Raw genomic sequence first — 24,553 nt, 5'->3', positions numbered from 1 at the left:
GCATGCGCCGCGTCGTTATCACTGGTCTGGGCATCGTTTCGTGCCTGGGCAATGACAAAGAGACCGTCTCCGCTAACCTGCGTGCAAGTCGCCCTGGCATCCGGTTCAACCCGGAATATGCCGAAATGGGTCTGCGTAGCCAGGTTTCCGGCTCCATTGACCTTCCCCTCGAAGAACTGATCGATCGCAAGATCTACCGTTTCGTCGGCCATGCGGCGGCTTACGCCTACCTGGCCATGAAGGACGCCATCGCTGACTCCGGCCTGACCGAAGAGCAGGTTTCCAACCCGCGTACCGGCCTGATCGCCGGCTCCGGCGGCGCCTCCACCTTGAACCAGATGGAAGCGCTGGACATCCTGCGCGAAAAAGGCGTCAAGCGCGTTGGCCCGTACCGCGTCACGCGGACCATGGGCAGCACCGTTTCGGCCTGCCTGGCCACGCCGTTCAAGATCAAGGGCCTGAACTACTCGATCTCCTCCGCTTGCGCCACCAGTGCCCACTGCATTGGTACCGCAGTCGAGCAGATCCAGATGGGCAAGCAGGACATCGTATTCGCCGGTGGCGGCGAAGAAGAACATTGGAGCCAGTCGTTCCTGTTCGACGCGATGGGCGCCCTGTCCAGCAAGCGCAACGACACCCCGGACAAAGCTTCCCGTGCCTACGATGCCGACCGTGACGGCTTCGTCATCGCTGGCGGTGGCGGCATGGTCGTGGTCGAGGAGCTGGAACACGCCCTGGCCCGTGGTGCGAAGATCTACGCGGAAATCGTCGGCTACGGCGCCACGTCCGATGGCTACGACATGGTCGCGCCAAGCGGCGAAGGTGCGGTGCGCTGCATGCAGATGGCCATGTCCACCGTCGATGCACCGATCGACTACCTGAACACCCACGGCACCTCGACCCCGGTCGGCGACGTCGCGGAAATGAAGGGTGTGCGCGAAGTGTTCGGCGACAAGGCCCCGGCCATCAGCTCCACCAAGAGCCTGTCGGGTCACTCCCTGGGCGCCGCCGGCGTTCACGAAGCGATCTACTGCATGCTGATGATGGAAGGCAACTTCATGGCCGGTTCGGCCAACATCGACGAGCTGGACCCGGAAGTGGCCGACCTGCCCATCCTGACCAAGACTCGCGAAAACGCCACCATCAATACCGTGATGAGCAACAGCTTCGGCTTCGGTGGCACCAACGCCACCCTGGTGATGAAGCGCTGGCAGGGCAAGTAAGCCCCGCTGCTACGCCACACAAAAAAACGCCCCGACTGGTTCGGGGCGTTTTTTTGCCTGACGGATATGCCTGAATACCTTGTGGGAGCGGGCTTGCTCGCGAATGCGGCGGATCAGACGGCACATTGCTAGCTGACACTCCGCATTCGCGAGCAAGCCCGCTCCCACATGAGATCTGCAGTGGGTGGAATTCAGCGCACGACAAACCGCTGCTGTGTCAGCAGCCGATCACCCTGGAACACCATGAATCGCCACTCTCCCGGCACCACTTCGTGGCTTTCGGTGAACTCGTAGGCCATGACGTCCTGAGGCGCGCCAGGTACCAGTTTCTGGATGACCTCGAATTTGTCGTGGCGCACGCCATCGGGGGTGCGGATACCGGGAGTGAAGTACAACAGGGTCAACGGCTGGTCGTCAGCAACCTTGCCAGCCAACTGATAGCGCATGCCGAATTTGGTGCCCAGCTTCGCCGGTACGCTCTCGGTCTGGCGGATCTGCTCGTTGCTGCGCCGCAGGACCCGCTCGCCCGATTGCAACTCAGCCTGGGGCCCTTCAAAGACACCGTATTCCACCGGGCCTTCGACACGAACTTCCGCCTGGGCCAGGCCGCAGGTCAACAACAGCGCGACCAGTGCGCTTGAACGGGTGAGGTGCATAGTGCGCTCCTTGATTGAGATGAGCGCGAGGGTATGACGCGGGAGTGACAGGCTGATGACAAAGCGATGTTGGCCAGGCCAGCTATGGCCCGGAGATAGGGTTGCCCCTGTGGCGAGGGAGCTTGCTCCCGCTCGACTGCGCAGCAGTCGCCAGATTTTGGGGCTACTGCGTAGCCCAGCGGGAGCAAGCTCCCTCGCCACAAAAGCGGGCTTAGCGGGCCACTGAGCGGGGCAGCACCGCCAGGAAGTTATCCCGCGCCACTCTCCTCGCCACGTCTTGCGGCAAGGCATCGAGGAACGGATCGAAGCTGCGCAGTTCCTCACCCAACTTGTTGAAACGCCCAACCACATCCGACCCCACCATGAAACGCTCAGGAAAGCGCTCCACCAGCTTTACCCACTCAACCCGAGGCTTGCCCGCCTCATCCAGCAAGTACGGCGTGAGTACGCTCCAGGACAGGTCGACGTAGAGATTGGGGTAGGCCTCGAGCAGGCGGGTCAGGGTCGGCAGCAGAAAATCCAAGCGGGTCTGGTGACGATGGATTTCCATGCTGGTGCCTGCATGGGCCCAGATGAAGCGCGTATGCGGGTGATTGCGCAACGGCTCCTCGATTTCCGCCAGGTACAGCGGATTTTTCTCACGCTTGGACGTGATGTTGGAATGCAGCATCACTGGCAGGTCGTTCTCCGCCGCCAGGTGATAGATCCGCGTCATGGCTTCGTTGTTGGCCCGTGGCGTGTCGCCCGAGGTCAGCGCCGTCAGGTCGTCATGGCGGGTGAAGACTTCACCGATGCCCTGCCACAACCCCGGATAGAGATCGAGCATGCGCTGGATGTGGGCGGCGGAGTTCTTGTCGTTGGGATTGAAGCCCGACAGGAACGGATGGAAGTGCTGGCGCTGTTCGTCGGTCAGCTTGCTCACTGCCGCGGCGACGATCACATCGGTGGCGCTGTACCAATAGGCGTCCGCGTCATCACCGGCGTAATAACGCGGACGCTTGGGCTCGTCCTCATGCCATTTCTTGGCCACCGGCACGCCGGAAATCATCACATGCTCAATGCGATTGTCCGCCATCGCCTGAAGCAAGCTGGGCATGCCGGCGCTCTCCTGGAAGAAATCGACGTAATGCAGGTGCGCATCGCTGTAGGCATATTCGCGGGCCATGGCGGTGGCGCTCGAAACGACCAGCAGCCAGGCAAGGATCAAACGGGTCAAAGGCACGGGCGGTCTCCAGAAGCCATGAACAGCGTAGACCCTCGCCGTCCCGCCTGGGTTCAAGGCGCATGTGCAGTGTCTGCCGGCGGCGGGTTATGCTTCGGCCAACCGTTGTTTAACCTGGAAGACAACATGACCACCCTCCTGACCGTTCGTCCCCGCGCCGAAGACGTCGAAGGCCAGCCGATCCTTCGCCCGCTGCCGTCCGCCAAATGCCGCAGCGTCGGGCCTTTCGTGTTTTTCGATCACATGCTGCCAACCACCTACCCGGCCGGCAAAGGCATGAACATCCGCCAGCATCCACACATTGGCCTGTCCACCCTCACCTACCTGTTCGAAGGCAAACTCCAGCACAAGGACAGCCTGGGCTCCGACCAGGTGGTGGACGCTGGCGATGTCAGCTGGATGACCGCCGGCAGCGCCATCGCCCACGTCGAGCGCACCCCGAAGTCATTGCTGGGCAGCCCTTTCGCCATGCACGGGTTGCAAGTCTGGCTGGCCTCGCCCAAGTCCCACGAACAGGGCCCGGGGCGCTACAGCCATCACCCCGCGCAGAGCCTGCCGGTCAGTGAGAACCTGGGGGTCAGCATCCGCATGATTGCCGGGGCAGGCTTTTGCCTGGAATCACCGGTACCGGTGCTGTCGCCAACGCTGTACGCCGAGTTGAACCTGCAAACAGCAACGACCTTGCTGATTCCCACCGAGCATGAAGAACGGGCCCTGTATGTGATCAGTGGCGAGGCGTTATTGGAGGGTGAGCCGGTAGAAGCCCATTCCCTGGTGATATTGCCAGCCGGGGAAGATATGACACTGTTTGCCGACAGCGATTGCCATGCCGTGCTGTTCGGCGGCGCGCCCCTGGACGGGCCGCGGCGGATGAACTGGAATTTCGTTTCCAGCGACCCGGCCCGGATCGATGAAGCCCGCCGGCGCTGGGCGGCTGGGGACTGGCCGACGGTGCCGGGGGAAAGCGAGCGGATCGAGCTGCCCTGAGTTCAGGGTTGTCTGGCTGGGCCCCTTCGCGAGCAAGCCCGCTCCCACAAGGACCGAGTCGCCCGCAGCACTGTGGGCATCGCAGATCCACTGTGGGAGCGGGCTTGCTCGCGAAGGGGCCAGTCCTGACACCAACAATGCTCAGTACCCGCCCCGACCTCAGCCCTTGAACACTTCATCCAACAAATTATGCATCGAGCGGAACGCCCGCCCGGCGACCTTGGCGTCGTACATCATCTTGCCCGGCACGTTGGCCTGCGGATCAGTGAACGAGTGCACCGCACCGCCGTAGCTCAGCAACTGCCAATCCACCCCGGCGGCATTCATTTCCTCTTCAAAGGCCGGCAGCTGCTCTTTCGGCACCAGCGGGTCGCAAGCGCCATGCATCACCAGCACCGCGCCCTTGATGTTCTGCGCATCGGCCGGGTTCGGTGTATCCAGGGTGCCGTGGAAGGAAATCGCGGCCTTGAGCGGTGCGCCGGTGCGCGCCAACTCCAGTGAACAGCAACCGCCGAAGCAGAAGCCGAACGTGGCCAGCTTCGTCGTGTCGACCTCGGCTTCGCCCTGGCTTTGCAACTGCTCGAACGCAGCCTGCATGCGCTTGCGCAACAATGCCCGGTCGTTCTTGAGGGGCATCATCGCCGCCCCCGCCTCATCGGCATTGGTCGGGCGCACCGTTTGCCCATACAAGTCGGCGATCAGCACCACATAACCGTTGGCCGCCACCGACTTGGCAATGTCCTCGGCACCCGCCCCGACACCCATCCAGTTCGGCGCCATCAGCAAACCCGGGCGCGGGCCCTGCTGGTTAATGTCGAAGGCCAGGCGCCCTTCATAACTTTGACCATCGATCTGATAGACCAGCGAACGAACCGTAACCTGACTCATGACGGACTCCTCTTTGACTGAACACCAGAAATGAAAAAACCCGCCGAAGCGGGTTTTTCCTGCACTTGTTTAAGCTGACAGTTCAACCAACAGCTTGTTCAGGCGACGCACATACGCCGCCGGGTCCTTCAGGCTGTCGCCGGCCGCCAGGGCCGCCTGGTCGAACAGGATGTGCGACAGATCGCCGAAACGCTCTTCACTCTGCTCGTTGTCGAGTTTTTCCACCAGCGGGTGGGCCGGGTTGAATTCGAAGATCGGCTTGGAGTCCGGGACTTTCTGGCCGCTGGCTTCGAGGATCTGGCGCATTTGCAGGCCCAGGTCCTGCTCACCGATGGCCAGGATCGCCGGGGAGTCGGTCAGGCGGTGCGAGACGCGCACTTCGCTGACAGCGTCGCCCAGGGCGGTCTTGATCCGCTCCACCAGGCCTTCCTTGCTCTTGGCGACTTCTTCGGCGGCCTTCTTGTCTTCTTCCGAATCCAGGTTGCCGAGGTCTAGGTCACCACGGGCCACATCGACGAAGCTCTTGCCGTCGAACTCGCTGAGGTAGCTCATCAGCCACTCGTCGATGCGGTCGGTCAGCAGCAGCACTTCGATGCCTTTCTTGCGGAAGACTTCCAGGTGCGGGCTGTTCTTGACCTGCGCATAGGTTTCACCGGTCAGGTAGTAGATCTTGTCCTGGCCTTCCTTGGCGCGGGCCAGGTAATCGGCCAGGCCAACAATCTGCTCGCCATCGTCACCCTGGGTCGACGCAAAGCGCAGCAGGCCGGCGATTTTCTCTTTGTTGGCGAAGTCCTCGGCCGGACCTTCCTTCATCACTTGGCCAAAGTTCTTCCAGAAGCTCTTGTACTGATCAGGCTCGTTCTTCGCCAGTTTTTCCAGCATGTCCAGCACGCGCTTGGTCAGTGCCGACTTCATGGAATCGATGATCGGATCTTTCTGCAGGATTTCCCGCGAAACGTTCAGCGACAAATCGTTGGAATCCACCACGCCCTTGATGAAGCGCAGGTACAGCGGCAGGAACGATTCGGCCTGGTCCATCACGAACACACGCTGCACGTACAGCTTCAAGCCCCGTGGCGCTTCGCGCTGGTACAGGTCGAACGGTGCGCGGGCCGGCACGTACAGCAGCGAGTTGTATTCCAGCTTGCCTTCGACCTTGTTATGGCTCCAGCTCAGCGGGTTCTCGTAGTCGTGGGCGATGTGCTTGTAGAACTCCTGGTATTCCTCGTCTTTCACTTCGGTGCGTGGACGGGTCCACAGGGCACTGGCGCGGTTGACGGTTTCCCACTCCACTTCAGGCTTTTCTTCGCCTTCGGCGGCGGTGACTTCCTTCGGCAGCTCGATGGGCAGCGCGATATGGTCGGAGTACTTCTTGATGATGTTGCGCAGGCGCCAACCGTCGGCGAACTCGTCTTCGCCGGACTTGAGGTGCAGCACGATGCGGGTACCGCGATCAGCCTTGTCGACGGTGGCGACTTCGAACTCGCCTTCGCCCTTGGACGACCAGTGCACGCCTTCGCTCGCAGCGAGGCCGGCACGGCGGCTGAACACTTCGACCTGGTCGGCCACGATGAACGCCGAATAGAAACCGACGCCGAATTGACCGATCAGGTGGGAATCTTTCTTCTGGTCGCCGGACAGGTTCTTCATGAAGTCGGCGGTGCCGGACTTGGCGATGGTGCCCAGGTGCGTGATCACCTCTTCGCGGCTCATGCCGATGCCGTTGTCTTCGAGGGTGACGGTTCTGGCGTCCTTGTCGAAGCTCACACGGATTTTCAGCTCGGCGCCGCCTTCCAGCAGTTCAGGCTTGGAAAGGGCTTCGAAACGTAATTTGTCGACAGCGTCGGAGGCGTTCGAAATCAGCTCGCGAAGGAAAATTTCCTTATTCGAATACAGCGAGTGAATCATCAGGTGCAGCAGTTGCTTCACCTCGGTCTGGAAGCCCAGGGTTTCCTTTTGAGTTTCCACGCTCATGGTCATCAAACTCCAAGTGGATGGTGGTGTCCGCCTCGCTGAGATTGGCGGCGGGATGTCCTCAAGGTGGGGGCAGCGTTGATGATTTCAAGGGCGATCCGGTTTTGGAGGCTCCTGGATCTTGAAATGCGCCCGGGCGGTGGCGATGGGTTCGGCCTCGATGTCTTGCCAAGCGGTGATCGCGACGTTGGCGACCCGCCGGCCCTGGCGCCAGACCTGGCATTTGGCGTAGGTGTCGCGAAAGTGCCCGGCGCGCAGGTAATCCAGGGAAAAGTCGATGATTTTGGGTATGCCTGGCGTGCCGGTGGCAATCAATAGATGCACCGCAGCGGCCAGCTCCATGAAGCCGGCGATGACCCCGCCGTGGATGGCCGGCAGTAAAGGGTTACCAATGTTGTCTTTGTTGGCCGGCAGGCGAAACACCAAGTCGTCGCCCTGGCGCGTGCATTCGACGCCGATCAGTTGGGCATAGGGAATCGAGGCGAGCAGTAGCGCGTAGTCGCCCTGCTCGCAGGCGCGGCGCAGTTGTTCCCGGTTGGTATCGGTCATGGTTGGCCCACGGTGGTTATCGGACTGGCCTTGCCCATGCCCCTGGCATGCTGGCCCAGGCGCATGAACGTGCCCACCACGTGGGCGATGGGCTGCTCGGGGTCGTCCTGATAGGCGAAACCGCGGGTGAAGATCACGTCCGGGGTCACCCGATAGCATTGCGCGAAACCATAGACGTCCTTGTGCGGCTCGGCGGCGTGCATGTAGTCGATGCGCAGGTCGAGGGTGGGACAGACTTCGAATTGCGGCAGCACACACAAGGTCGACATGCCGCACGCGGTGTCCATCAATGAGGTCAACGCGCCACCGTGGATGATGCCCGTCAGGGGATTACCAACGATTTGCGGGCTGAACGGCAGGATGACCGTCAGCCCATCGCGACTGGCGCTGTGCAGCTTCAAGCCCAGCACCTGGCAATGCCGCAGGGCGGATAAAAAGCGTGTAGCACGCTCAAAAATGGGATCTTCAGCCATGTCCATCAATGCCCTCGTTTGTGCAGAGGCCCGGCAACGGGCGTGTTCGCTAAAGTTCCGCGAGCGTGCAAAGTTATATATCTGTAGCAAAAGAGGAACTTAACCTGAAGGGGCGCGCTCAAAAGGCCAGTAGTTATTTCCATAAGGAGAAACACCCCATGCGTAAGACTTTTGCTATTGCCTTGATGTTGGCCGCTTCCCTCGGCCTCGCTGCCTGCGATAAAAAATCCGAGGACAAAGCTCAAGATGCCCAACAACACGCTGAGCAAGCTCAGCAAGACATGAACAAAGCACAGGATAAAGTGAACGACGCGGCGAAAGAAAACGCCGAAGCCGCCAAAGCTCAGTCTGAATCGAACAGTGCCGCGCAGCAGGAACAAGCTCCTGCTCCTGCTCCTGAAGCGCCTAAAACCAACTGATACGGTTTTAGCAGTAAAAGAAAACCCGCCTGGCGCGGGTTTTCTTTTGCCTGTGATTTGGAGGCGACGTCTGTCAGGCCGCTTCCTTGCCGGCCTCGGGCGCTGGTGCTTCGGTGGGGGTATAGACCATCACATCCAGCACATCGGAGTGAAACTCGCGCTGATACAACACGAACACCACGCCTGCACTCATCAACATGAATAACCAGGGGCTGACAAACCACGCCAACATGGTCATGCCGAAGTAATAGGCACGCAGGCCGAAGTTGAACTGGTTGGCCGCCATGGAAATCACCCGCGCCGCCCTTAGTGCGAAGGCTTTGCGCTCTTGCTCCGAGACATGGCGCTCGCCGATCATCGGTGCCGAACCAATCAGCACCGCCGCGAAGTTGTATTGGCGCATGCACCAGCTGAACGTGAAGAACGCATACACGAACACCAGTGCCAGGCACAGCAACTTGACCTCCGCCATGCCCTGGGAAGCCTGTTGCACCAAGGGGATGTCCGCCAGCAACGACACCGCCCGATCCGAGGCCCCAAGCACTGTCAGGATGCCCGCCAGGATGATCAGTGTGCTGGAAGCGAAGAATGACGCGTTGCGCTCCAGGTTGCCGATCACGCTGGCATCGGCGATGCGGTTCTCACGCAGCAGCATGCGGCGCATCCAGTCTTCGCGGTACAGGTGCATGACACTGGCCAGGCAGGCCGTGTCGCGGGCCTTCCAGGAGGCATAACGGGTGTAGCCCGCCCAGCAGATGATGAACCAGGCGGCGGCAAGCAGATGGATCAGGTTGGCTTGGATGAATGACATTCGATTTCCTGTGACGAAAACAAAGCTGTGGCAACTTGCAACGGCCCCCTGTGGGAGCGGGCTTGCTCGCGAATGCGGTGTGTCAAACGGCATATTTGTAGCTGGTACACCGCATTCGCGAGCAAGCCCGCTCCCACAGGGTTCTGCAGGTTTTTCAAGACACTGCTTCGACGTTTACCCACGAAAAAAGACACTGCCGCCCAAAAAAAATGCCCCGTATCGATTGATACGGGGCATTTCGGTTCTTGCCGGTGGATCTGCCTGTTGTCGCTTACGCCAACGCTTCGCTGCGCTTGCCCAGCAGGCGATCACACACCACCGCGACCGCCAGGGTCATCACCGAAGGCACCAGCCAGGCCAGGCCCTGCTCGCTCAGCGGCAAGTGAGCCAGTTGCGTCGGCATCCAGTCCGCCAGCCCCGCGCCCTTGAGCGCATCGATCAGGCCAAACAGGAACGACACCAGCATCACCGGGCCAACGATGCGCCCCTGCTCGTGCCAGAAATCCTTGCAGAAGCTCAGGGCCACCAGGGCGATGCACGGTGGGTAGATCGCGGTGAGGACCGGAATCGAGAACGCGATCAGCTTGGTCAGGCCCAGGTTGGACACCAACAGCGAAAAGGCCGCCAGGATCACCACCAAGGTCTTGTAAGACAGCGGCAACACGCGGCTGAAGTACTCGGCGCAGGCGCAGGTCAGGCCGACCGCGGTCACCAGGCACGCCAGGGAAATCAGCACCGCCAGGAAACCGCTGCCCAGGCTGCCGAAGGTGTGTTGCACATAGGCGTGCAGCACGGCGGCGCCATTGGTTGCGCCCGCGGCCACTTCATGGCTGCCCGAACCCAGGCGGAACAGGCTGACGTAGACCAGCGCCAGACCCACGCCGGCAATCAGCCCGGCGATGATCGCGTAACGGGTGATCAGGGCCGGTGACTCGACGCCCCGGGAGCGGATCGCATTGACGATGACAATGCCGAACACCAAGGCGCCCAGGGTATCCATGGTCAGGTAGCCATTGATGAAGCCTTGGGAAAACGGCGCCGCCACGTATTCAGGCGTGGCCACGCCGATATCGCCGGCCGGCAAGGCAAACGCAGCGATGCCGAGCACGGCCAGGGCGATGATCTTCAGGGGAGCAAGGAAACGTCCGACGGTGTCCAGCAGGCGGCCCGGGTAGAGCGAGATGAAAAACACCAGCAGGAAATACACCGCGCTGTAGAGGAACAGCGCCAGCGGGCTTTCGCCGGTCAGAGGCGCCAAGCCGACTTCGAACGAAACGGTGGCGGTACGTGGCGTGGCGAACAGCGGGCCGACAGCCAGGTAGCACACCGCCGCCAGCAACCCACCGGCGATTTTTCCGATGGGGCTGCTCAGGGCATCCATCGCGCCGCCGACCTTGGCCAATGCAACGACCGTGATGACCGGCAGCCCGACCGCGGTGATCAAGAAGCCCAGCGCCGCCATCCAGACATGGGGCCCGGACTGCAAACCGACGATAGGCGGGAAGATGATGTTGCCAGCCCCGACGAACAGGGCAAATGTCATGAAACCAAGCGCCAGGATGTCCTGGCCTTTCAACACTTTCATTAAGGAAACCACACTACTGAATCGGAATTTAGAGAGGGATTTCCCCGAGGGTAGAGGGAAATGCTGCCGATCCGTATGGGACCGACCCGTTTAGCGCGGCGCTTCCTTTTGGGCAGCGATCGCAAAAATGGCTGCTAGCCTAACGAATTTGGCGATAAAACGCACTGTAAAGGGGCAAACTATCCGATGCACGACGCTCCCGTGTCGCGTTTTTGCATCTAAATGGTTGACGACTGTAATTCCGTCATCGCGAGCAAGCTTGCTCCCACAATGCAATACACTCATGCCTTTGTGGCGAGGGAGCTTGCTCCCGCTGGGCTGCGCAGCAGCCCCAATACAGGCAACCGGATCTATTCAGGTAAACGGCGCAGTCTGGTTTATGACTGCTGCGCAGCCGAGCGGGAGCAAGCTCCCTCGCCACAAGGACCTCCCTACATTTCCCAAGTAAAACGGCTGTACAGTCGGCCAGAAACGACAAAGGCCACCCGGAGGTGGCCTTTGTTGCTGGAACGAAAAGGTCAGCCGAAGCTTACTTCTTCATTTCCCAGCCAGTCAGCTCGGCCAGGGCCTTGCCGATGTCTGCCAGCGAACGCACGGTTTTTACGCCTGCGTCTTGCAGTGCAGCGAACTTCTCGTCTGCAGTGCCTTTGCCGCCAGAGATGATTGCGCCGGCATGGCCCATGCGCTTGCCCGGAGGAGCAGTCACACCAGCGATGTAGGAAACAACCGGCTTGGTCACGTTTGCCTTGATGTAGGCAGCGGCTTCTTCTTCAGCGGAACCGCCGATCTCACCGATCATGACGATCGCTTCGGTCTTCGGGTCTTCCTGGAACAGCTTCAGGATGTCGATGAAGTTCGAGCCTGGGATCGGGTCACCGCCGATGCCGACGCAAGTCGACTGACCGAAACCGGCGTCAGTGGTCTGCTTCACGGCTTCGTAGGTCAGGGTGCCCGAACGGGACACGATACCGACCTTGCCTGGCAAGTGAATGTGACCTGGCATGATGCCGATCTTGCATTCGCCCGGAGTGATCACGCCTGGGCAGTTAGGGCCGATCAGGGTGATACCCAGCTCGTCGCACTTGACCTTGGCTTCCAGCATGTCGATGGTCGGGATGCCTTCGGTGATGCAGACGATCAGCTTGATGCCGCCGAACGCTGCTTCAAGGATGGAGTCCTTGCAGAAAGGAGCCGGAACGTAGATCACGCTGGCGGTAGCGCCAGTGGCGGCTACAGCGTCTTTCACGGTGTTGAACACGGGCAGGCCCAGATGCTCGGTGCCGCCTTTGCCCGGAGTCACGCCGCCAACCATCTTGGTGCCGTATTCCAGGGCTTGCTGGGTGTGGAAACTACCTTGCGAACCGGTAATACCCTGGCAGATAACCTTGGTGTCTTTGTTGATCAGGACGCTCATTATTTGCCCTCCGCAGCTTTAACGACTTGTTGAGCAGCGTCGGTCAGGCTGGTAGCAGCGATGATGTTCAAACCGCTTTCTGCCAGTACTTTAGCGCCCAGCTCAGCGTTGTTGCCTTCAAGGCGAACAACAACCGGGATTTTCACGCCGACTTCTTTCACGGCGCCAATGATGCCTTCGGCAATCATGTCGCAGCGAACGATGCCGCCGAAGATGTTGACCAGTACTGCGGCGACGTTGGTGTCGGACAGGATGATCTTGAACGCTTCGGTAACACGTTCCTTGGTAGCACCGCCGCCCACGTCGAGGAAGTTGGCTGGCTTGCCGCCGTGCAGGTTGACGATGTCCATGGTACCCATGGCCAGGCCGGCACCGTTGACCATGCAGCCGATGTTGCCTTCCAGGGCTACGTAGTTCAGTTCGAACTTGGCAGCGTGCGCTTCGCGCGGATCGTCTTGCGACGGATCGTGGAAAGTCTTCAGCTTAGGCTGACGGTACATGGCGTTGGCGTCGATGTTGATCTTGGCATCGAGGCAGTGCAGGTCGCCGTCGGCCTTGATCACCAGCGGGTTCACTTCCAGCAGTGCCAGGTCGTGGTCCTGGAACAGCTTGGCCAGACCTACGAAGATCTTGGCGAACTGAGTGACCTGCTTGCCTTCCAGACCCAGCTGGAATGCCAGCTCGCGACCCTGGAATGGCTGTGCGCCAACCAGTGGGTCGATGGTGGCCTTGAGGATTTTCTCAGGGGTATCGTGAGCGATTTTCTCGATGTCCACGCCACCTTCGGTGGATGCCATGAACACGATGCGGCGGCTCGAACGGTCAACGACAGCGCCCAGGTACAGCTCTTTAGCGATATCAGTGCACGATTCAACCAGGATCTTGGTGACTGGCTGACCGTTGGCGTCAGTCTGGTAAGTCACCAGACGCTTGCCCAGCCACTGCTGTGCGAAGGCTTTGGCGTCTTCTTTGCTGCGAACCAGCTTGACGCCGCCCGCTTTACCGCGACCACCGGCGTGAACCTGGGCTTTGACAACCCATTCGCTGCCGCCGATTTTGTCGCAAGCTTCTGCTGCCGCTTCCGGGGTGTCTACCGCGTAGCCGGTGGATACTGGCAGGCCGTACTCAGCGAACAGCTGCTTACCCTGATACTCGTGAAGATTCATGCTTATTACCGTCTTCGTTAGGTACTGCGCATTCGGTGCTGCACCGTTGTGGTGCCGCACCACCTGTGACTGCTGCTTGCGTAGCGTTCCGGTGAACCAGTGTCGCTACGCAAGGCTGCGTCCAGCGGATATTCCGCGGTGAGTCTTGCTCGCAAGGCTCACGACGGGCCATACCGCCGTGGTTTCTTATTGTCTATTAACGCTTCTTGCGGTTGGCCACGTGGATGGCGCCGCCATTTACGGCCAGGGCCGCTTCGTGCAAGGCTTCGGACAGGGTCGGATGGGAGAAGACCATCATGCCCAGATCCTCAGCGCTGGTGCCGAATTCCATACCGATCGCGCCTTGCTGTACCAGCTCGGCAGCGCTTGGGCCAATGACGTGAACGCCCAATACGCGATCCGTCTTGGCGTCGGCGATGACTTTCACGAAACCACCGGTATCGTTGGCTGCCATGGCACGGCCACTGGCGGCGAACGGGAAGGTGCCGACGTTAACTTCAACGCCTTCGGCTTTCAAGGCCTGCTCGGTCTTGCCAACCCATGCGATTTCCGGGTGGGTGTAGATAACCGATGGGATCAGGTCGTAGTTCATCTGGGCTTTGTGGCCCTTGATGCGCTCGACGACCATGATGCCTTCTTCGGATGCCTTGTGGGCCAGCATCATGCCGCGAACCACGTCACCGATGGCGAACACGCCCGGTACGGCGGTAGCGCAATGGTCATCGACCGCGATGAAGCCGCGCTCGTCGATTTCCACGCCGCTGTCGGCAGCCAGCAGGTCGGTGGTCACCGGACGACGGCCGACCGCAACGATCAGCTTGTCGAAGGTGATGGTCTGTTCGCCCTTGGCGTCGGTGTAGGTCACCACGACTTCTTCGCCGTTGACCTTCGAACCGGTCACGCGAGCGCCCAGCTTGATGTCCAGGCCCTGTTTGGTCAGGGTTTTCAGCGCTTCCTTGGATACCGCGGTGTCAGCGGCCATCAGGAAGGTGTCGAGGGCTTCGAGCACGGTCACTTCAGCGCCCAGGCGCGACCATACCGAACCCAGCTCGAGGCCGATCACGCCAGCGCCGATCACGCCCAGGCGTTTTGGCACGGTCTGGAATTCCAGGGCGCCGGTGGAGTCGACGATCACATTCTGGTCGACCGGAGCCGGTGGAATGTCGATTGGACGCGAGCCGGGTGCCAGGATGACGTTTTCGGCTTCGATCACTTCAACCGAGCCGTCTGGCTTGGTCACTTCGACTTTCTTGCCCAGCAGCAGCTTGCCGTGGCCTTCGATGGAGGTCACGCCGTTGGCCTTGAACAGGGTGGCGACACCGCTGGTCAGGTTCTTGACGATGCCAGCCTTGCGGCCAACCATCGCGGCGACGTCCATCTTCACTTCACCGGTAGAGATACCGTGAACGTTGAAGCTTTCTTTCGCTTCCTTGTATTTCCAGGAGCTGTCCAGCAGCGCCTTGGACGGAATGCAACCGACGTTCAGGCAAGTACCGCCCAAGGCCTGTTTGCCTTCCTTGTCGGTGTATTTCTCGATGCAGGCAGTGGAGAGGCCCAGTTGCGCAGCCTTGATGGCCGCTACGTAGCCGCCAGGGCCCGCACCAATCACTACCACGTCGAATTTCTGAGTCATGAGTCATTCCTTTTCGAATCAAACCGGACGATCACTTGTGATGACCGTCGAGGGACGAAACCGGTTGTTTCAGCAAGAGGCCGGTCACAACAGACCGGCCCTCGCGGCGAAAATCAGATATCCAGCAGCAGACGAGCCGGATCTTCAAGCAGGTTCTTGATGGTTACCAGGAACGTCACGGCTTCTTTACCGTCGATCAGGCGGTGATCGTAGGACAGTGCCAGGTACATCATCGGACGAATCACGACCTGACCATTGATCGCCATCGGACGCTGCAGGATGTTGTGCATGCCCAGGATAGCCGCTTGCGGCGGGTTGACGATCGGGGTCGACATCATCGAACCGAATGTACCACCGTTGGTGATGGTGAACGTACCGCCGGTCATCTCTTCGATGGACAGCTTGCCGTCACGGGCCTTCTTGCCGAAGGTGGCGATGCCGCCTTCGATTTCGGCCAGGCTCATCAGTTCGGCATTGCGCAGTACCGGAACCACCAGGCCACGGTCGCTGGAAACAGCAACACCGATGTCGGCGTAGCCGTGGTAGACGATGTCGGAACCGTCGATCGACGCGTTGACGGCCGGGAAGCGTTTCAGCGCTTCGGTGGCAGCCTTGACGAAGAACGACATGAAGCCCAGGCGTACGCCGTTGTGGGACTTCTCGAACAGGTCCTTGTACTTCGAACGCAGCGCCATGACTTCGGTCATGTCGACTTCGTTGAAGGTGGTCAGCATCGCCATGTTCGACTGGGCTTCAACCAGACGCTTGGCCACGGTGGCGCGAACGCGGGTCATCGGAACGCGTTTTTCAACGCGATCACCGGCAGCGAACACCGGAGCGGCGGCGGCAGGTGCGGCAGGCTTGGCAGGCGCGGCGGCTGGCGCGGCTTTCTTGGCGGCAACGGCTGCCACCACGTCTTCCTTGGTCACACGACCGCCCTTGCCAGTGCCGGCAACGGAAGCGATGTTGATGCCATTCTCTTCAGCCAACTTGCGAGCAGCAGGCGCGGCGACTGGATCGTCTTCGCCCGAAGCAGCAGGCGCAGCGGCCTGAGCGGCAGCCGGTGCGGCAGCGGCGGCTGGAGCGGCGGCAGCAGCGCCGCCCTCTTCGATCGAGCCCAGGACCTGGTTCGACAGAACGGTAGCGCCTTCCTCGGCAATGATTGCGCCCAGCACGCCGTCAGCTTCGGCCAATACTTCCAGCACGACCTTGTCGGTCTCGATGTCGACGATCAGGTCGTCACGCTTGACGGCCTCGCCTGGTTTCTTGTGCCAGGTGGCAACGGTGCCATCGGCAACCGATTCCGGGAATGACGGGGCTTTGATTTCGATAGCCATTATCTGTGGGTCCTTAAAATTCGGTTTCAGTCAGCGCGAAGGCGTTAAACAGTGAAGGCATCTTGCAGCAGTTTTTCCTGCTGCTCGGCGTGCATCGACGCATAACCACACGCAGGTGCAGCAGAAGCATCACGGCCGGCATATTCCAGGCCCAGGGCCTTGTTATGGTTGCCGATGCTGCGACGCAGGTGATGCTGGCTGCTGTACCACGCGCCTTGGTTCATCGGTTCTTCCTGACACCACACCACATGGGTGAGGTTGGTGTAAGGCGCGATGGCCTCCATCAGGTCTTCTTCCGGGAACGGGTAAAGCTGCTCGATACGCACGATGGCGATGTCTTCGCGGCCTTCGGCACGACGTTTTTCCAGCAGGTCGTAGTAGACCTTGCCGCTGCACAGGACCAGGCGAGTCACTTTCGCCGCGTCCAGGGTATCGATTTCCGAAATGACGGTCTGGAACGAGCCTTCGGCCAGGTCTTCGAGCGTGGAAATCGCCAGTTTGTGACGCAGCAGCGACTTCGGTGTCAGCACGATCAGCGGCTTGCGCAGCGGACGGATGACCTGACGACGCAGCAGGTGGTAGATCTGCGCCGGAGTCGTCGGTACGCAAACCTGGACGTTGTGCTCGGCGCACAGCTGCAGGTAGCGTTCCAGACGTGCCGACGAGTGCTCCGGCCCCTGCCCTTCATAACCGTGTGGCAACAGCATGGTCAGACCGCAGAGACGGCCCCACTTGTGCTCGCCGCTGGTGATGAACTGGTCGACAACCACCTGGGCACCGTTGGCGAAGTCGCCGAACTGCGCTTCCCAGATCACCAGGGCATTTGGCTCGGTGGTGGAATAGCCATATTCGAACGCCAGGACGGCTTCCTCGGACAGCAGCGAATCGTACAGGTCGAAACGTGGCTGGCCTTTGTACAGGTGTTGCAGCGGGATGTGGGTGCTGGCGTCTTTCTGGTTGTGCAGCGCCGCGTGGCGGTGCGAGAAAGTGCCGCGGCCTACGTCCTGGCCGGTGATGCGGATCGGGTGACCTTCGAACGCCAGGGTCGCGTACGCCATGGTTTCGGCGTAACCCCAGTTGATCGGCAGGCCACCGGCTTGCATCTTCTGCCGGTCTTCGTAGATTTTCGCAACCTGGCGCTGGACCACGAAGCCTTCCGGGATTTCCAGCAGCTTGGCGGACAATTCCTGCAGGGTCTTGAGGTCGAAACGCGTGTCGTGACGCGCGGTCCAGGCGTGGCCCAGGTACGGACGCCAGTCCACGAACAGTTCCTTGTTCGGTTCCTTGACCAGGCTTTTTACCACGTGCAGGCCGTTATCCAGGGCGTTGCGATATTCATCGACTTTTTCCTGGACGCGGCCGGCATCCAGCACGCCGCCCTGGGTCAGGCGCTCGGCATACAGCTCACGGGTGGTGCGCTGCTTGGCGATCTGCTGGTACATCAGCGGCTGGGTGCCGCTTGGCTCGTCGGCCTCGTTGTGACCGCGACGACGGTAGCAGACCAGGTCGATCACCACGTCGCGCTTGTATTGCATGCGGTAGTCGATGGCCAACTGGGTCACGAACAGCACGGCTTCCGGGTCATCGCCATTCACATGGAGAATCGGCGCCTGGATCATTTTCGCGACGTCGGTTGCGTACTCGGTGGAGCGCGAGTCCAGCGGGTTGCTGATGGTGAAACCGACCTGGTTGTTGATCACGATGTGCACGGTGCCGCCGGTCTTGAAACCGCGGGTCTGCGACATCTGGAAGGTTTCCATGACCACGCCTTGACCGGCGAATGCCGCGTCACCGTGGATGGAGATCGGCAGCACCTTCTCGCCGGTCGGATCGTTACGACGATCCTGGCGGGCACGGACCGAACCCTCGACCACCGGGGAAACGATTTCCAGGTGGGACGGGTTAAAGGCCATGGCCAAGTGGACTTCGCCACCGGTGGTCATCACGTTGGACGAGAAGCCCTGGTGGTATTTCACGTCACCGGAGCCCAGCTCGACCTTCTTCTTGCCTTCGAACTCGTCGAACAGCTCGCGCGGGTTCTTGCCGAAGGTGTTGACCAGAACGTTCAGGCGGCCACGGTGGGCCATGCCGATGACGACTTCCTTGGTGCCGTAGGAACCGGAACGCTGGATCAACTCGTCGAGCATCGGAATCAGGCTTTCGCCGCCTTCCAGGCCGAAACGCTTGGTGCCCGGGTATTTGGTACCCAGGTATTTTTCCAGGCCTTCACCGGCGGTGACGCGCTCGAGCAAGTGGCTCTTGATGTCGGCGGAGTACGTCGGACGGCCACGAACGCTTTCCAGACGCTGCTGGAACCACTGGCGCTGCTCGGAATCGGTGATGTGCGTAAATTCAGCGCCGATGGTGCGGCAATATGTCTGCTGCAACGCTTCGTGAATTTCGCGTAGGCTCGCTTCCTCTTTGCCGATGAACAGGTCGCCGGCACGGAAGGTCGTATCAAGGTCGGCATTGGTCAAGCCGTAGTGAGTGATCGACAGGTCTGCAGGTGCAGGACGCTGCCACAGCCCCAGCGGGTCAAGCTGGGCTGCCTGGTGGCCACGCATCCGGTAGGCCTGGATCAGTCGCAGTACTTCAACTTGCTTCTTCTCGTGCTCGGAGCTCACGCTGCCGGCAGACACCGGTTGAGCGCGGCGCTGGTTCTTTGCCAGCAGCACGAAATGGTCGCGAATCGTCGAGTGCGAAACATCGGTGGCAGAGTTACCGTCAGCGGGCAACTTCTGAAAGTAGGTGCGCCATTCTTCTGGCACAGCGTTAGGGTCGTGCAGGTAGAGCTCGTAGAGCTCTTCCACATAGGCAGCGTTACCACCGGAGAGGTGGGCACTGTTCCACATGCGCTGCATCACGCTTTCTTGCATGCTTGGTCACCCTCGATTAGGGGAACACCACCGGCGAAAACACCGAGCAAACTTGCAGAAGTCCGAGTGCAGCGACTAAAACAAGCCACTTAGGATCACGCTGATAGTCCGGGTACCAGCCCGGATGCCCCTGCTTGTCTCATTTCTTCAAAATAAGAACCGCCGCTTTGTAAGCGGCTGTTCTGGTTATAGCCATGACGCGGGTTGAAGCCCGCGCCCTGGCCTTTACGGGTACAACGGTCCTACGGGGTACAGCAGCTGAATCACACGCCGCTTTGCAGCAGCATGTTACGAATGTGACCGATGGCCTTAGTCGGGTTCAGGCCTTTCGGACAGACGTTGACGCAGTTCATGATCCCGCGGCAGCGGAATACGCTGAACGGGTCATCCAGCGAAGCCAGACGCTCGGACGTCTTGGTGTCACGGCTGTCTGCCAGGAAGCGGTACGCTTGCAGCAGGGCGGCCGGGCCCAGGAACTTGTCCGGGTTCCACCAGAAGGACGGGCACGACGTCGAGCAGCAAGCGCACAGGATGCACTCGTACAGACCGTCGAGCTTTTCACGCTCTTCCGGAGACTGCAGACGCTCGATGGCCGGAGCCGGCGTGTCGTTCTGCAGGAATGGCTTCACCTTCTCGTATTGCTTGTAGAAGATGCTCATATCGACGACCAGGTCACGGATAACCGGCAAACCTGGCAACGGACGCACCACCAGCTTGTTGCCCTTGACCACGGCCGACAACGGCGTGATGCAGGCCAGGCCGTTCTTGCCGTTGATGTTCATGCCGTCGGAGCCGCAAACGCCCTCGCGGCAAGAGCGACGATAGGAGAAACCCTCGTCCTGCTCTTTGATCAGGGCCAGCACGTCCAGCACCATCAGGTCTTTACCACCGGTATCGACCTGGAAGTCCTGCATGAACGGCGCAGCGTCCTGATCAGGGTTGTAGCGATAAACACTGACTTGCAACATAGCGGTCACCCTTAATAAGTCCGGACTTTTGGTTCGAAAGTCGGAACAGTCTTCGGCGAGAAGTTCACGGCACGCTTGGCGACGCGTTTTTCACCCGGGAAGTACAAGGTGTGGCACAGCCAGTTTTCGTCGTCACGGTCTTCGAAGTCTTCGCGGGCGTGGGCGCCACGGGACTCTTTACGCACTTCTGCGGCGATGGCGGTGGCTTCGGCCACTTCCAGCAGGTTCTGCAATTCCAGCGCTTCGATACGGGCAGTGTTGAACGCCTGCGACTTATCGTTGATCTTCACGTTGGCGATTCGTTCACGCAATTGCGCCAGCTGGGCGATACCCTTCTGCATGTATTCGCCGGTACGGAACACACCGAAGTAGTTCTGCATGCAGTTTTGCAGCTCGCGACGCAGGGTTGCCACGTCTTCGCCTTCGGTACGCTCGTTCAGAGCGGACAGACGCGCCAGGGCGGCTTCGATGTTGGCGTCGGTGGCATCGTCATACTCGATACCGTCGGACAGCGCTTTCTCCAAGTGCAGGCCGGCAGCACGACCGAAGACCACCAGGTCGAGCAGCGAGTTGCCGCCCAGGCGGTTGGCACCGTGGACCGATACGCAAGCCACTTCACCCACTGCGAACAGGCCAGGGATGATTTCGTCCACGCCTTCGCCGTTCTGGGTGATCGCCTGGCCGTGGATGTTGGTGGCAACGCCGCCCATCATATAGTGGCAGGTTGGAACCACTGGAACCGGCGCGACGACCGGATCTACGTGAGCGAAGGTCTTGGACAGTTCGCAGATCCCTGGCAGGCGGCTGTGCAGCACTTCCTCGCCCAGGTGATCGAGCTTGAGCATCACGTGGTCGCCGTTCGGGCCACAGCCGTTGCCGGCGATGATCTCTTTAACCATCGAACGAGCCACGACGTCACGACCGGCAAGGTCCTTGGCGTTCGGCGCATAACGTTCCATGAAACGCTCGCCGTGCTTGTTGATCAGGTAACCACCTTCACCACGGCAACCTTCGGTCACCAGTACACCGGCGCCGGCGATGCCGGTCGGGTGGAACTGCCACATTTCGATGTCTTGTACCGGCACGCCAGCACGCAGGGCCATGCCGACGCCGTCACCGGTGTTGATCAGGGCATTGGTGGTGGATGCGTAGATACGGCCTGCACCGCCGGTCGCCAGTACGGTGGCCTTGGCGCGGATGTAGGTGGTTTCGCCGGTTTCGATGCAGATCGCGATCACACCGACGAAGGCGCCGTCCTGGTTCTTCACCAGGTCAACCGCGTAGTACTCGTTCAGGAACGTGGTACCGGCCTTCAGGTTGCCCTGGTACAGGGTGTGCAGCAGTGCGTGACCGGTACGGTCGGACGCCGCGCAAGTACGCGCAGCCTGGCCGCCCTTGCCGTAGTCCTTGGACTGCCCACCGAACGGACGCTGGTAGATACGACCTTGCTCGGTACGGGAGAACGGCATGCCCATGTGGTCCAGCTCGAACACCGCGGCCGGGCCTTCCTGACACATGTATTCGATAGCGTCCTGGTCACCGATGTAGTCGGAACCCTTGACGGTATCGTACATGTGCCAGCGCCAGTCATCGTTCGGGTCGGCCGAAGCGATGGCGCAGGTGATGCCACCCTGGGCGGAAACGGTGTGCGAGCGCGTCGGGAAAACCTTGGTGATCACGGCAGTCTTGTGACCACCCTGTGCCAGTTGCAGCGCCGCGCGCATGCCGGCACCGCCACCACCAATAATGATGGCGTCGAAAGAAATCGTTGGAATGTTAGCCATGAATCAGATACCCCAGAGAATCTGCACACCCCAGACGAAGTAAGCGAACATCGCAACGCCGCATACCGCCTGGAAGAGGAAACGTACGGCAGTCGCCGACTTGCCGAACGCCATTTGCGTCAGGTAGTCGGTCGCGATGGTCCACATGCCGACCCAGGCGTGGGCGCCCAGTGCGACAAGTGCCAGCAGACTGAAGATACGCATCCAGTTGTTTGCGAACAGTTCATGCCATTGGGCATAGCCAATGCCAGGGTTTGCCACGACATATCCGATCAGGAAAATGAAGTAAGCCGCGAGAACGACCGCAGACACACGCTGGGCCATCCAGTCGTAGAGGCCCGAACGCGAAAGGTTCGTGACGTTGGTTACCATATCCAGACTCCTGCCAGAACGATCAGCACCGCAGACACGGCGATAATGATTTTCGAGCCCAGTTTGCCGCCTTCCAGCGTCTCACCGATGCCCATGTCCATGATCAAGTGGCGCACACCGGCAACCAAGTGATACAGCAAGGCGGACAGGATGCCCCAAATCACTAGCTTGGCTAGCGGACTGGTCAGACACGCCTTCACCTGACCGAAGCCTTCTTCCGAATCGAGCGACTTGTCCAATGCATAAAGCATGATGGCCAGGCTGACGAAGAGGATGACACCGGAAATACGGTGAAGAATGGACGTGTAAGCAGTGACTGGGAGTTTGATGGTCCTTAGGTCTAGGTTTACAGGTCGTTGGCTTTTCACGGCTTTTTTTTCACACTGAAGAGCCCCTAACAATCAGGGCAAAGTTGTTGGGGCGCGCACTGGTCAGGTACTCACCACCCAGGGAGTGACGACCCCCAAGAAAGCAGGCCCAAAAGCCCCTGGCGGTCGGTGGCCGAGTATAGACAGTTAGGCTACTAATGACAACGCGTTCACCTTCCCCTAATAGCGCATTGCACATATGGCGCAAAAGGCGTAAACGGCAGGCAATTTCGCGGAAAAAGTCCGGTTAAAGCCTTCTGGAGCAAGACTTTAGGCAAATTGACATTCGGATTTATCTCACTATAGTGGTGCGGGCCCTGCGTGGGGGGTCTGTCTGATGATTCCAAGCATTAATAGGAGGCCACATGGCTGACAAAAAAGCGCAGTTGATCATCGAGGGCGCAGCCCCCGTCGAGCTGCCCATTTTAACCGGCACCGTTGGTCCCGATGTAATCGACGTACGGGGCCTGACGGCCACGGGCCGTTTCACCTTTGACCCAGGTTTCATGTCGACCGCCTCGTGCGAGTCGAAAATCACCTACATCGACGGCGACAACGGCATCCTGCTGCACCGCGGCTACCCGATCGAGCAACTGGCTGAGAAATCGGACTACCTGGAAACCTGCTACCTGCTGCTCAACGGCGAGCTGCCAACCGCAGAGCAAAAGGCCCAGTTCGTCAGCACGGTGAAGAACCACACCATGGTTCACGAACAGTTGAAGACCTTCTTCAACGGTTTCCGTCGCGATGCCCACCCGATGGCCGTCATGTGCGGCGTTGTCGGCGCCCTCTCCGCCTTCTACCACGACTCCCTGGACATCAATAACCCCCAGCATCGCGAAATCTCCGCGATCCGCCTGGTGGCGAAGATGCCGACCCTGGCAGCCATGGTCTACAAGTACTCCATGGGCCAGCCCATGATGTACCCGCGCAACGACCTGACCTATGCAGAGAACTTCCTGCATATGATGTTCAACACCCCGTGCGAGATCAAACCGATCAGCCCGGTGCTCGCCAAGGCCATGGACCGGATCTTCATCCTCCATGCCGACCACGAGCAGAACGCCTCCACGTCCACCGTGCGCCTGGCCGGCTCGTCGGGTGCCAACCCGTTCGCCTGTATCGCCGCCGGTATCGCCGCGCTCTGGGGCCCGGCCCACGGCGGTGCCAACGAAGCGGTACTGACCATGCTCGATGAAATCGGCGATGTCTCGAACATCGACAAGTTCATCGCCAAGGCCAAGGACAAGAACGATCCGTTCAAGCTGATGGGCTTCGGTCACCGGGTCTACAAGAACCGCGACCCACGCGCCACCGTCATGAAGCAGACTTGCGACGAAGTACTCAAGGAACTGGGGATCAAGAACGATCCGCAACTCGAACTGGCCATGCGCCTGGAAGAGATCGCCCTGACCGACCCATACTTCATCGAGCGCTCGCTGTACCCGAACGTCGACTTCTACTCGGGGATCATCCTCAAGGCGATCGGCATTCCAACCAGCATGTTCACCGTGATCTTCGCCCTGGCGCGGACCGTGGGCTGGATCTCCCACTGGAAGGAAATGCTCTCCAGCCCGTACAAGATCGGCCGCCCGCGCCAGTTGTACACCGGCTACGAGTCGCGTGACATTACCCAGCTGGAAGATCGCAAGTAAGACCTGCCTTGCGCTAGGTCCCAAGCGGCACTGAAACAGCCCCTGCTTCTTATATAAGAGCAGGGGCTGTTTTGTTTTATGCCCTCTTTTACATCCGCGGTGACTGGTCTGACGCCTTCGCGAGCAAGCCCGCTCCCACAGGGGATTTGCGTCGTACACAGATCCAGTGTGGGAGCGGGCTTGCTCGCGAAGG

Annotated in this window: 21 protein-coding genes; 4 read left to right on the top strand and 17 right to left on the bottom strand. The window is 60.2% G+C overall.

The window, feature by feature from the left end:
- The first annotated feature begins 2 nt into the window (after positions 1 to 2).
- A complete protein-coding gene (gene fabB / locus J3P88_RS08655; protein ID WP_434574686.1) occupies positions 3 to 1,223 on the top strand; it encodes a beta-ketoacyl-ACP synthase I in 1,221 nt (406 codons plus the stop codon).
- A 191-nt stretch (positions 1,224 to 1,414) separates the two neighbouring features.
- Here fabB and J3P88_RS08650 read toward each other — a convergent pair whose 3' ends face one another.
- Positions 1,415 to 1,879 (bottom strand): DUF3859 domain-containing protein, encoded by a 465-nt coding sequence (locus J3P88_RS08650; RefSeq protein ID WP_018610122.1) that lies wholly within the window; start codon positions 1,877 to 1,879, stop codon positions 1,415 to 1,417.
- Between the two features lie 211 nt (positions 1,880 to 2,090).
- Complete coding sequence (locus J3P88_RS08645; RefSeq protein ID WP_434576384.1) at positions 2,091 to 3,044, bottom strand: amidohydrolase family protein; 954 nt, start codon at positions 3,042 to 3,044, stop codon at positions 2,091 to 2,093.
- Between the two features lie 183 nt (positions 3,045 to 3,227).
- Between J3P88_RS08645 and J3P88_RS08640 the strand changes: the two genes are divergently transcribed.
- The gene (locus J3P88_RS08640) at positions 3,228 to 4,088 is read left to right on the top strand and encodes a pirin family protein (protein ID WP_434574685.1); all 861 of its coding nucleotides are present in this window, start codon (positions 3,228 to 3,230) and stop codon (positions 4,086 to 4,088) included.
- A gap of 159 nt (positions 4,089 to 4,247) precedes the next feature.
- On the opposite strand, the gene J3P88_RS08635 is transcribed toward J3P88_RS08640, so the two are convergent.
- The 4 genes from J3P88_RS08635 to J3P88_RS08620 all read right to left on the bottom strand — a co-directional run bounded on the left by J3P88_RS08635 (position 4,248) and on the right by J3P88_RS08620 (position 7,972).
- Positions 4,248 to 4,976, bottom strand: a complete 729-nt coding sequence (locus tag J3P88_RS08635; protein WP_186708128.1) for a dienelactone hydrolase family protein — start codon at positions 4,974 to 4,976, stop codon at positions 4,248 to 4,250.
- 69 nt (positions 4,977 to 5,045) lie between these two features.
- Positions 5,046 to 6,950 carry a molecular chaperone HtpG gene (htpG, locus tag J3P88_RS08630; protein WP_434574683.1) on the bottom strand — a complete coding sequence of 635 codons (1,905 nt, stop codon included), beginning with the start codon at positions 6,948 to 6,950 and terminating at the stop codon, positions 5,046 to 5,048.
- Positions 6,951 to 7,037: 87 nt separating this feature from the next.
- Positions 7,038 to 7,499: a PaaI family thioesterase gene (locus J3P88_RS08625; RefSeq protein ID WP_434574681.1), complete on the bottom strand. Its 462-nt coding sequence runs from the start codon at positions 7,497 to 7,499 to the stop codon at positions 7,038 to 7,040.
- Positions 7,496 to 7,972, bottom strand: a complete 477-nt coding sequence (locus tag J3P88_RS08620; protein WP_434574679.1) for a PaaI family thioesterase — start codon at positions 7,970 to 7,972, stop codon at positions 7,496 to 7,498. The genes J3P88_RS08625 and J3P88_RS08620 overlap by 4 nt, the downstream gene beginning before the upstream one ends.
- Before the next feature lie 158 nt (positions 7,973 to 8,130).
- Here J3P88_RS08620 and J3P88_RS08615 point away from each other — a divergent pair, with 158 nt between their 5' ends.
- Positions 8,131 to 8,391, top strand: coding sequence for a hypothetical protein (locus J3P88_RS08615; RefSeq protein WP_186708134.1), 261 nt, complete (start codon positions 8,131 to 8,133; stop codon positions 8,389 to 8,391).
- A 73-nt stretch (positions 8,392 to 8,464) separates the two neighbouring features.
- Here J3P88_RS08615 and J3P88_RS08610 read toward each other — a convergent pair whose 3' ends face one another.
- The 11 genes from J3P88_RS08610 to sdhC form a co-directional block, all read right to left on the bottom strand.
- Positions 8,465 to 9,202, bottom strand: coding sequence for a DUF599 domain-containing protein (locus tag J3P88_RS08610; protein ID WP_186708136.1), 738 nt, complete (start codon positions 9,200 to 9,202; stop codon positions 8,465 to 8,467).
- 271 nt (positions 9,203 to 9,473) lie between these two features.
- Positions 9,474 to 10,787: a branched-chain amino acid transport system II carrier protein gene (gene brnQ, locus J3P88_RS08605; RefSeq protein WP_053123957.1), complete on the bottom strand. Its 1,314-nt coding sequence runs from the start codon at positions 10,785 to 10,787 to the stop codon at positions 9,474 to 9,476.
- Between the two features lie 529 nt (positions 10,788 to 11,316).
- Positions 11,317 to 12,201, bottom strand: a complete 885-nt coding sequence (sucD, locus tag J3P88_RS08600) for a succinate--CoA ligase subunit alpha (protein ID WP_014339581.1) — start codon at positions 12,199 to 12,201, stop codon at positions 11,317 to 11,319.
- Entirely contained in the window at positions 12,201 to 13,367 is a 1,167-nt protein-coding gene (sucC, locus tag J3P88_RS08595) for an ADP-forming succinate--CoA ligase subunit beta (RefSeq protein ID WP_003179235.1), read from the bottom strand. Before sucC ends, sucD begins: the two co-directional genes overlap by 1 nt.
- 196 nt (positions 13,368 to 13,563) lie before the next feature.
- Positions 13,564 to 15,000, bottom strand: coding sequence for a dihydrolipoyl dehydrogenase (gene lpdA / locus J3P88_RS08590; RefSeq protein WP_186708138.1), 1,437 nt, complete (start codon positions 14,998 to 15,000; stop codon positions 13,564 to 13,566).
- Positions 15,001 to 15,113: 113 nt separating this feature from the next.
- Positions 15,114 to 16,337 (bottom strand): 2-oxoglutarate dehydrogenase complex dihydrolipoyllysine-residue succinyltransferase, encoded by a 1,224-nt coding sequence (gene odhB / locus J3P88_RS08585; RefSeq protein ID WP_186730471.1) that lies wholly within the window; start codon positions 16,335 to 16,337, stop codon positions 15,114 to 15,116.
- Positions 16,338 to 16,381: 44 nt separating this feature from the next.
- Entirely contained in the window at positions 16,382 to 19,213 is a 2,832-nt protein-coding gene (locus tag J3P88_RS08580; RefSeq protein ID WP_434574676.1) for a 2-oxoglutarate dehydrogenase E1 component, read from the bottom strand.
- A gap of 263 nt (positions 19,214 to 19,476) precedes the next feature.
- A complete protein-coding gene (locus tag J3P88_RS08575; RefSeq protein WP_053123967.1) occupies positions 19,477 to 20,181 on the bottom strand; it encodes a succinate dehydrogenase iron-sulfur subunit in 705 nt (234 codons plus the stop codon).
- Positions 20,182 to 20,192: 11 nt separating this feature from the next.
- Positions 20,193 to 21,965 (bottom strand): succinate dehydrogenase flavoprotein subunit, encoded by a 1,773-nt coding sequence (sdhA, locus tag J3P88_RS08570; RefSeq protein ID WP_053123969.1) that lies wholly within the window; start codon positions 21,963 to 21,965, stop codon positions 20,193 to 20,195.
- Between the two features lie 3 nt (positions 21,966 to 21,968).
- Complete coding sequence (gene sdhD, locus J3P88_RS08565) at positions 21,969 to 22,337, bottom strand: succinate dehydrogenase, hydrophobic membrane anchor protein (protein ID WP_030138327.1); 369 nt, start codon at positions 22,335 to 22,337, stop codon at positions 21,969 to 21,971.
- Positions 22,331 to 22,705, bottom strand: coding sequence for a succinate dehydrogenase, cytochrome b556 subunit (sdhC, locus tag J3P88_RS08560; protein ID WP_003179220.1), 375 nt, complete (start codon positions 22,703 to 22,705; stop codon positions 22,331 to 22,333). The genes sdhD and sdhC overlap by 7 nt, the downstream gene beginning before the upstream one ends.
- A gap of 365 nt (positions 22,706 to 23,070) precedes the next feature.
- On the opposite strand from sdhC, the gene gltA reads away from it, so the two are divergent.
- Positions 23,071 to 24,360: a citrate synthase gene (gene gltA / locus J3P88_RS08555; RefSeq protein WP_003204440.1), complete on the top strand. Its 1,290-nt coding sequence runs from the start codon at positions 23,071 to 23,073 to the stop codon at positions 24,358 to 24,360.
- Positions 24,361 to 24,553: the final 193 nt, after the last annotated feature.

The sequence above is a fragment of the Pseudomonas sp. Z3-6 genome (genome assembly GCF_051131985.1).
Taxonomy (GTDB): domain Bacteria; phylum Pseudomonadota; class Gammaproteobacteria; order Pseudomonadales; family Pseudomonadaceae; genus Aquipseudomonas; species Aquipseudomonas zanjanensis.
Note: the sequence above shows the minus strand (reverse complement) of the source record. Positions and strands in the feature narration are given on the sequence as shown.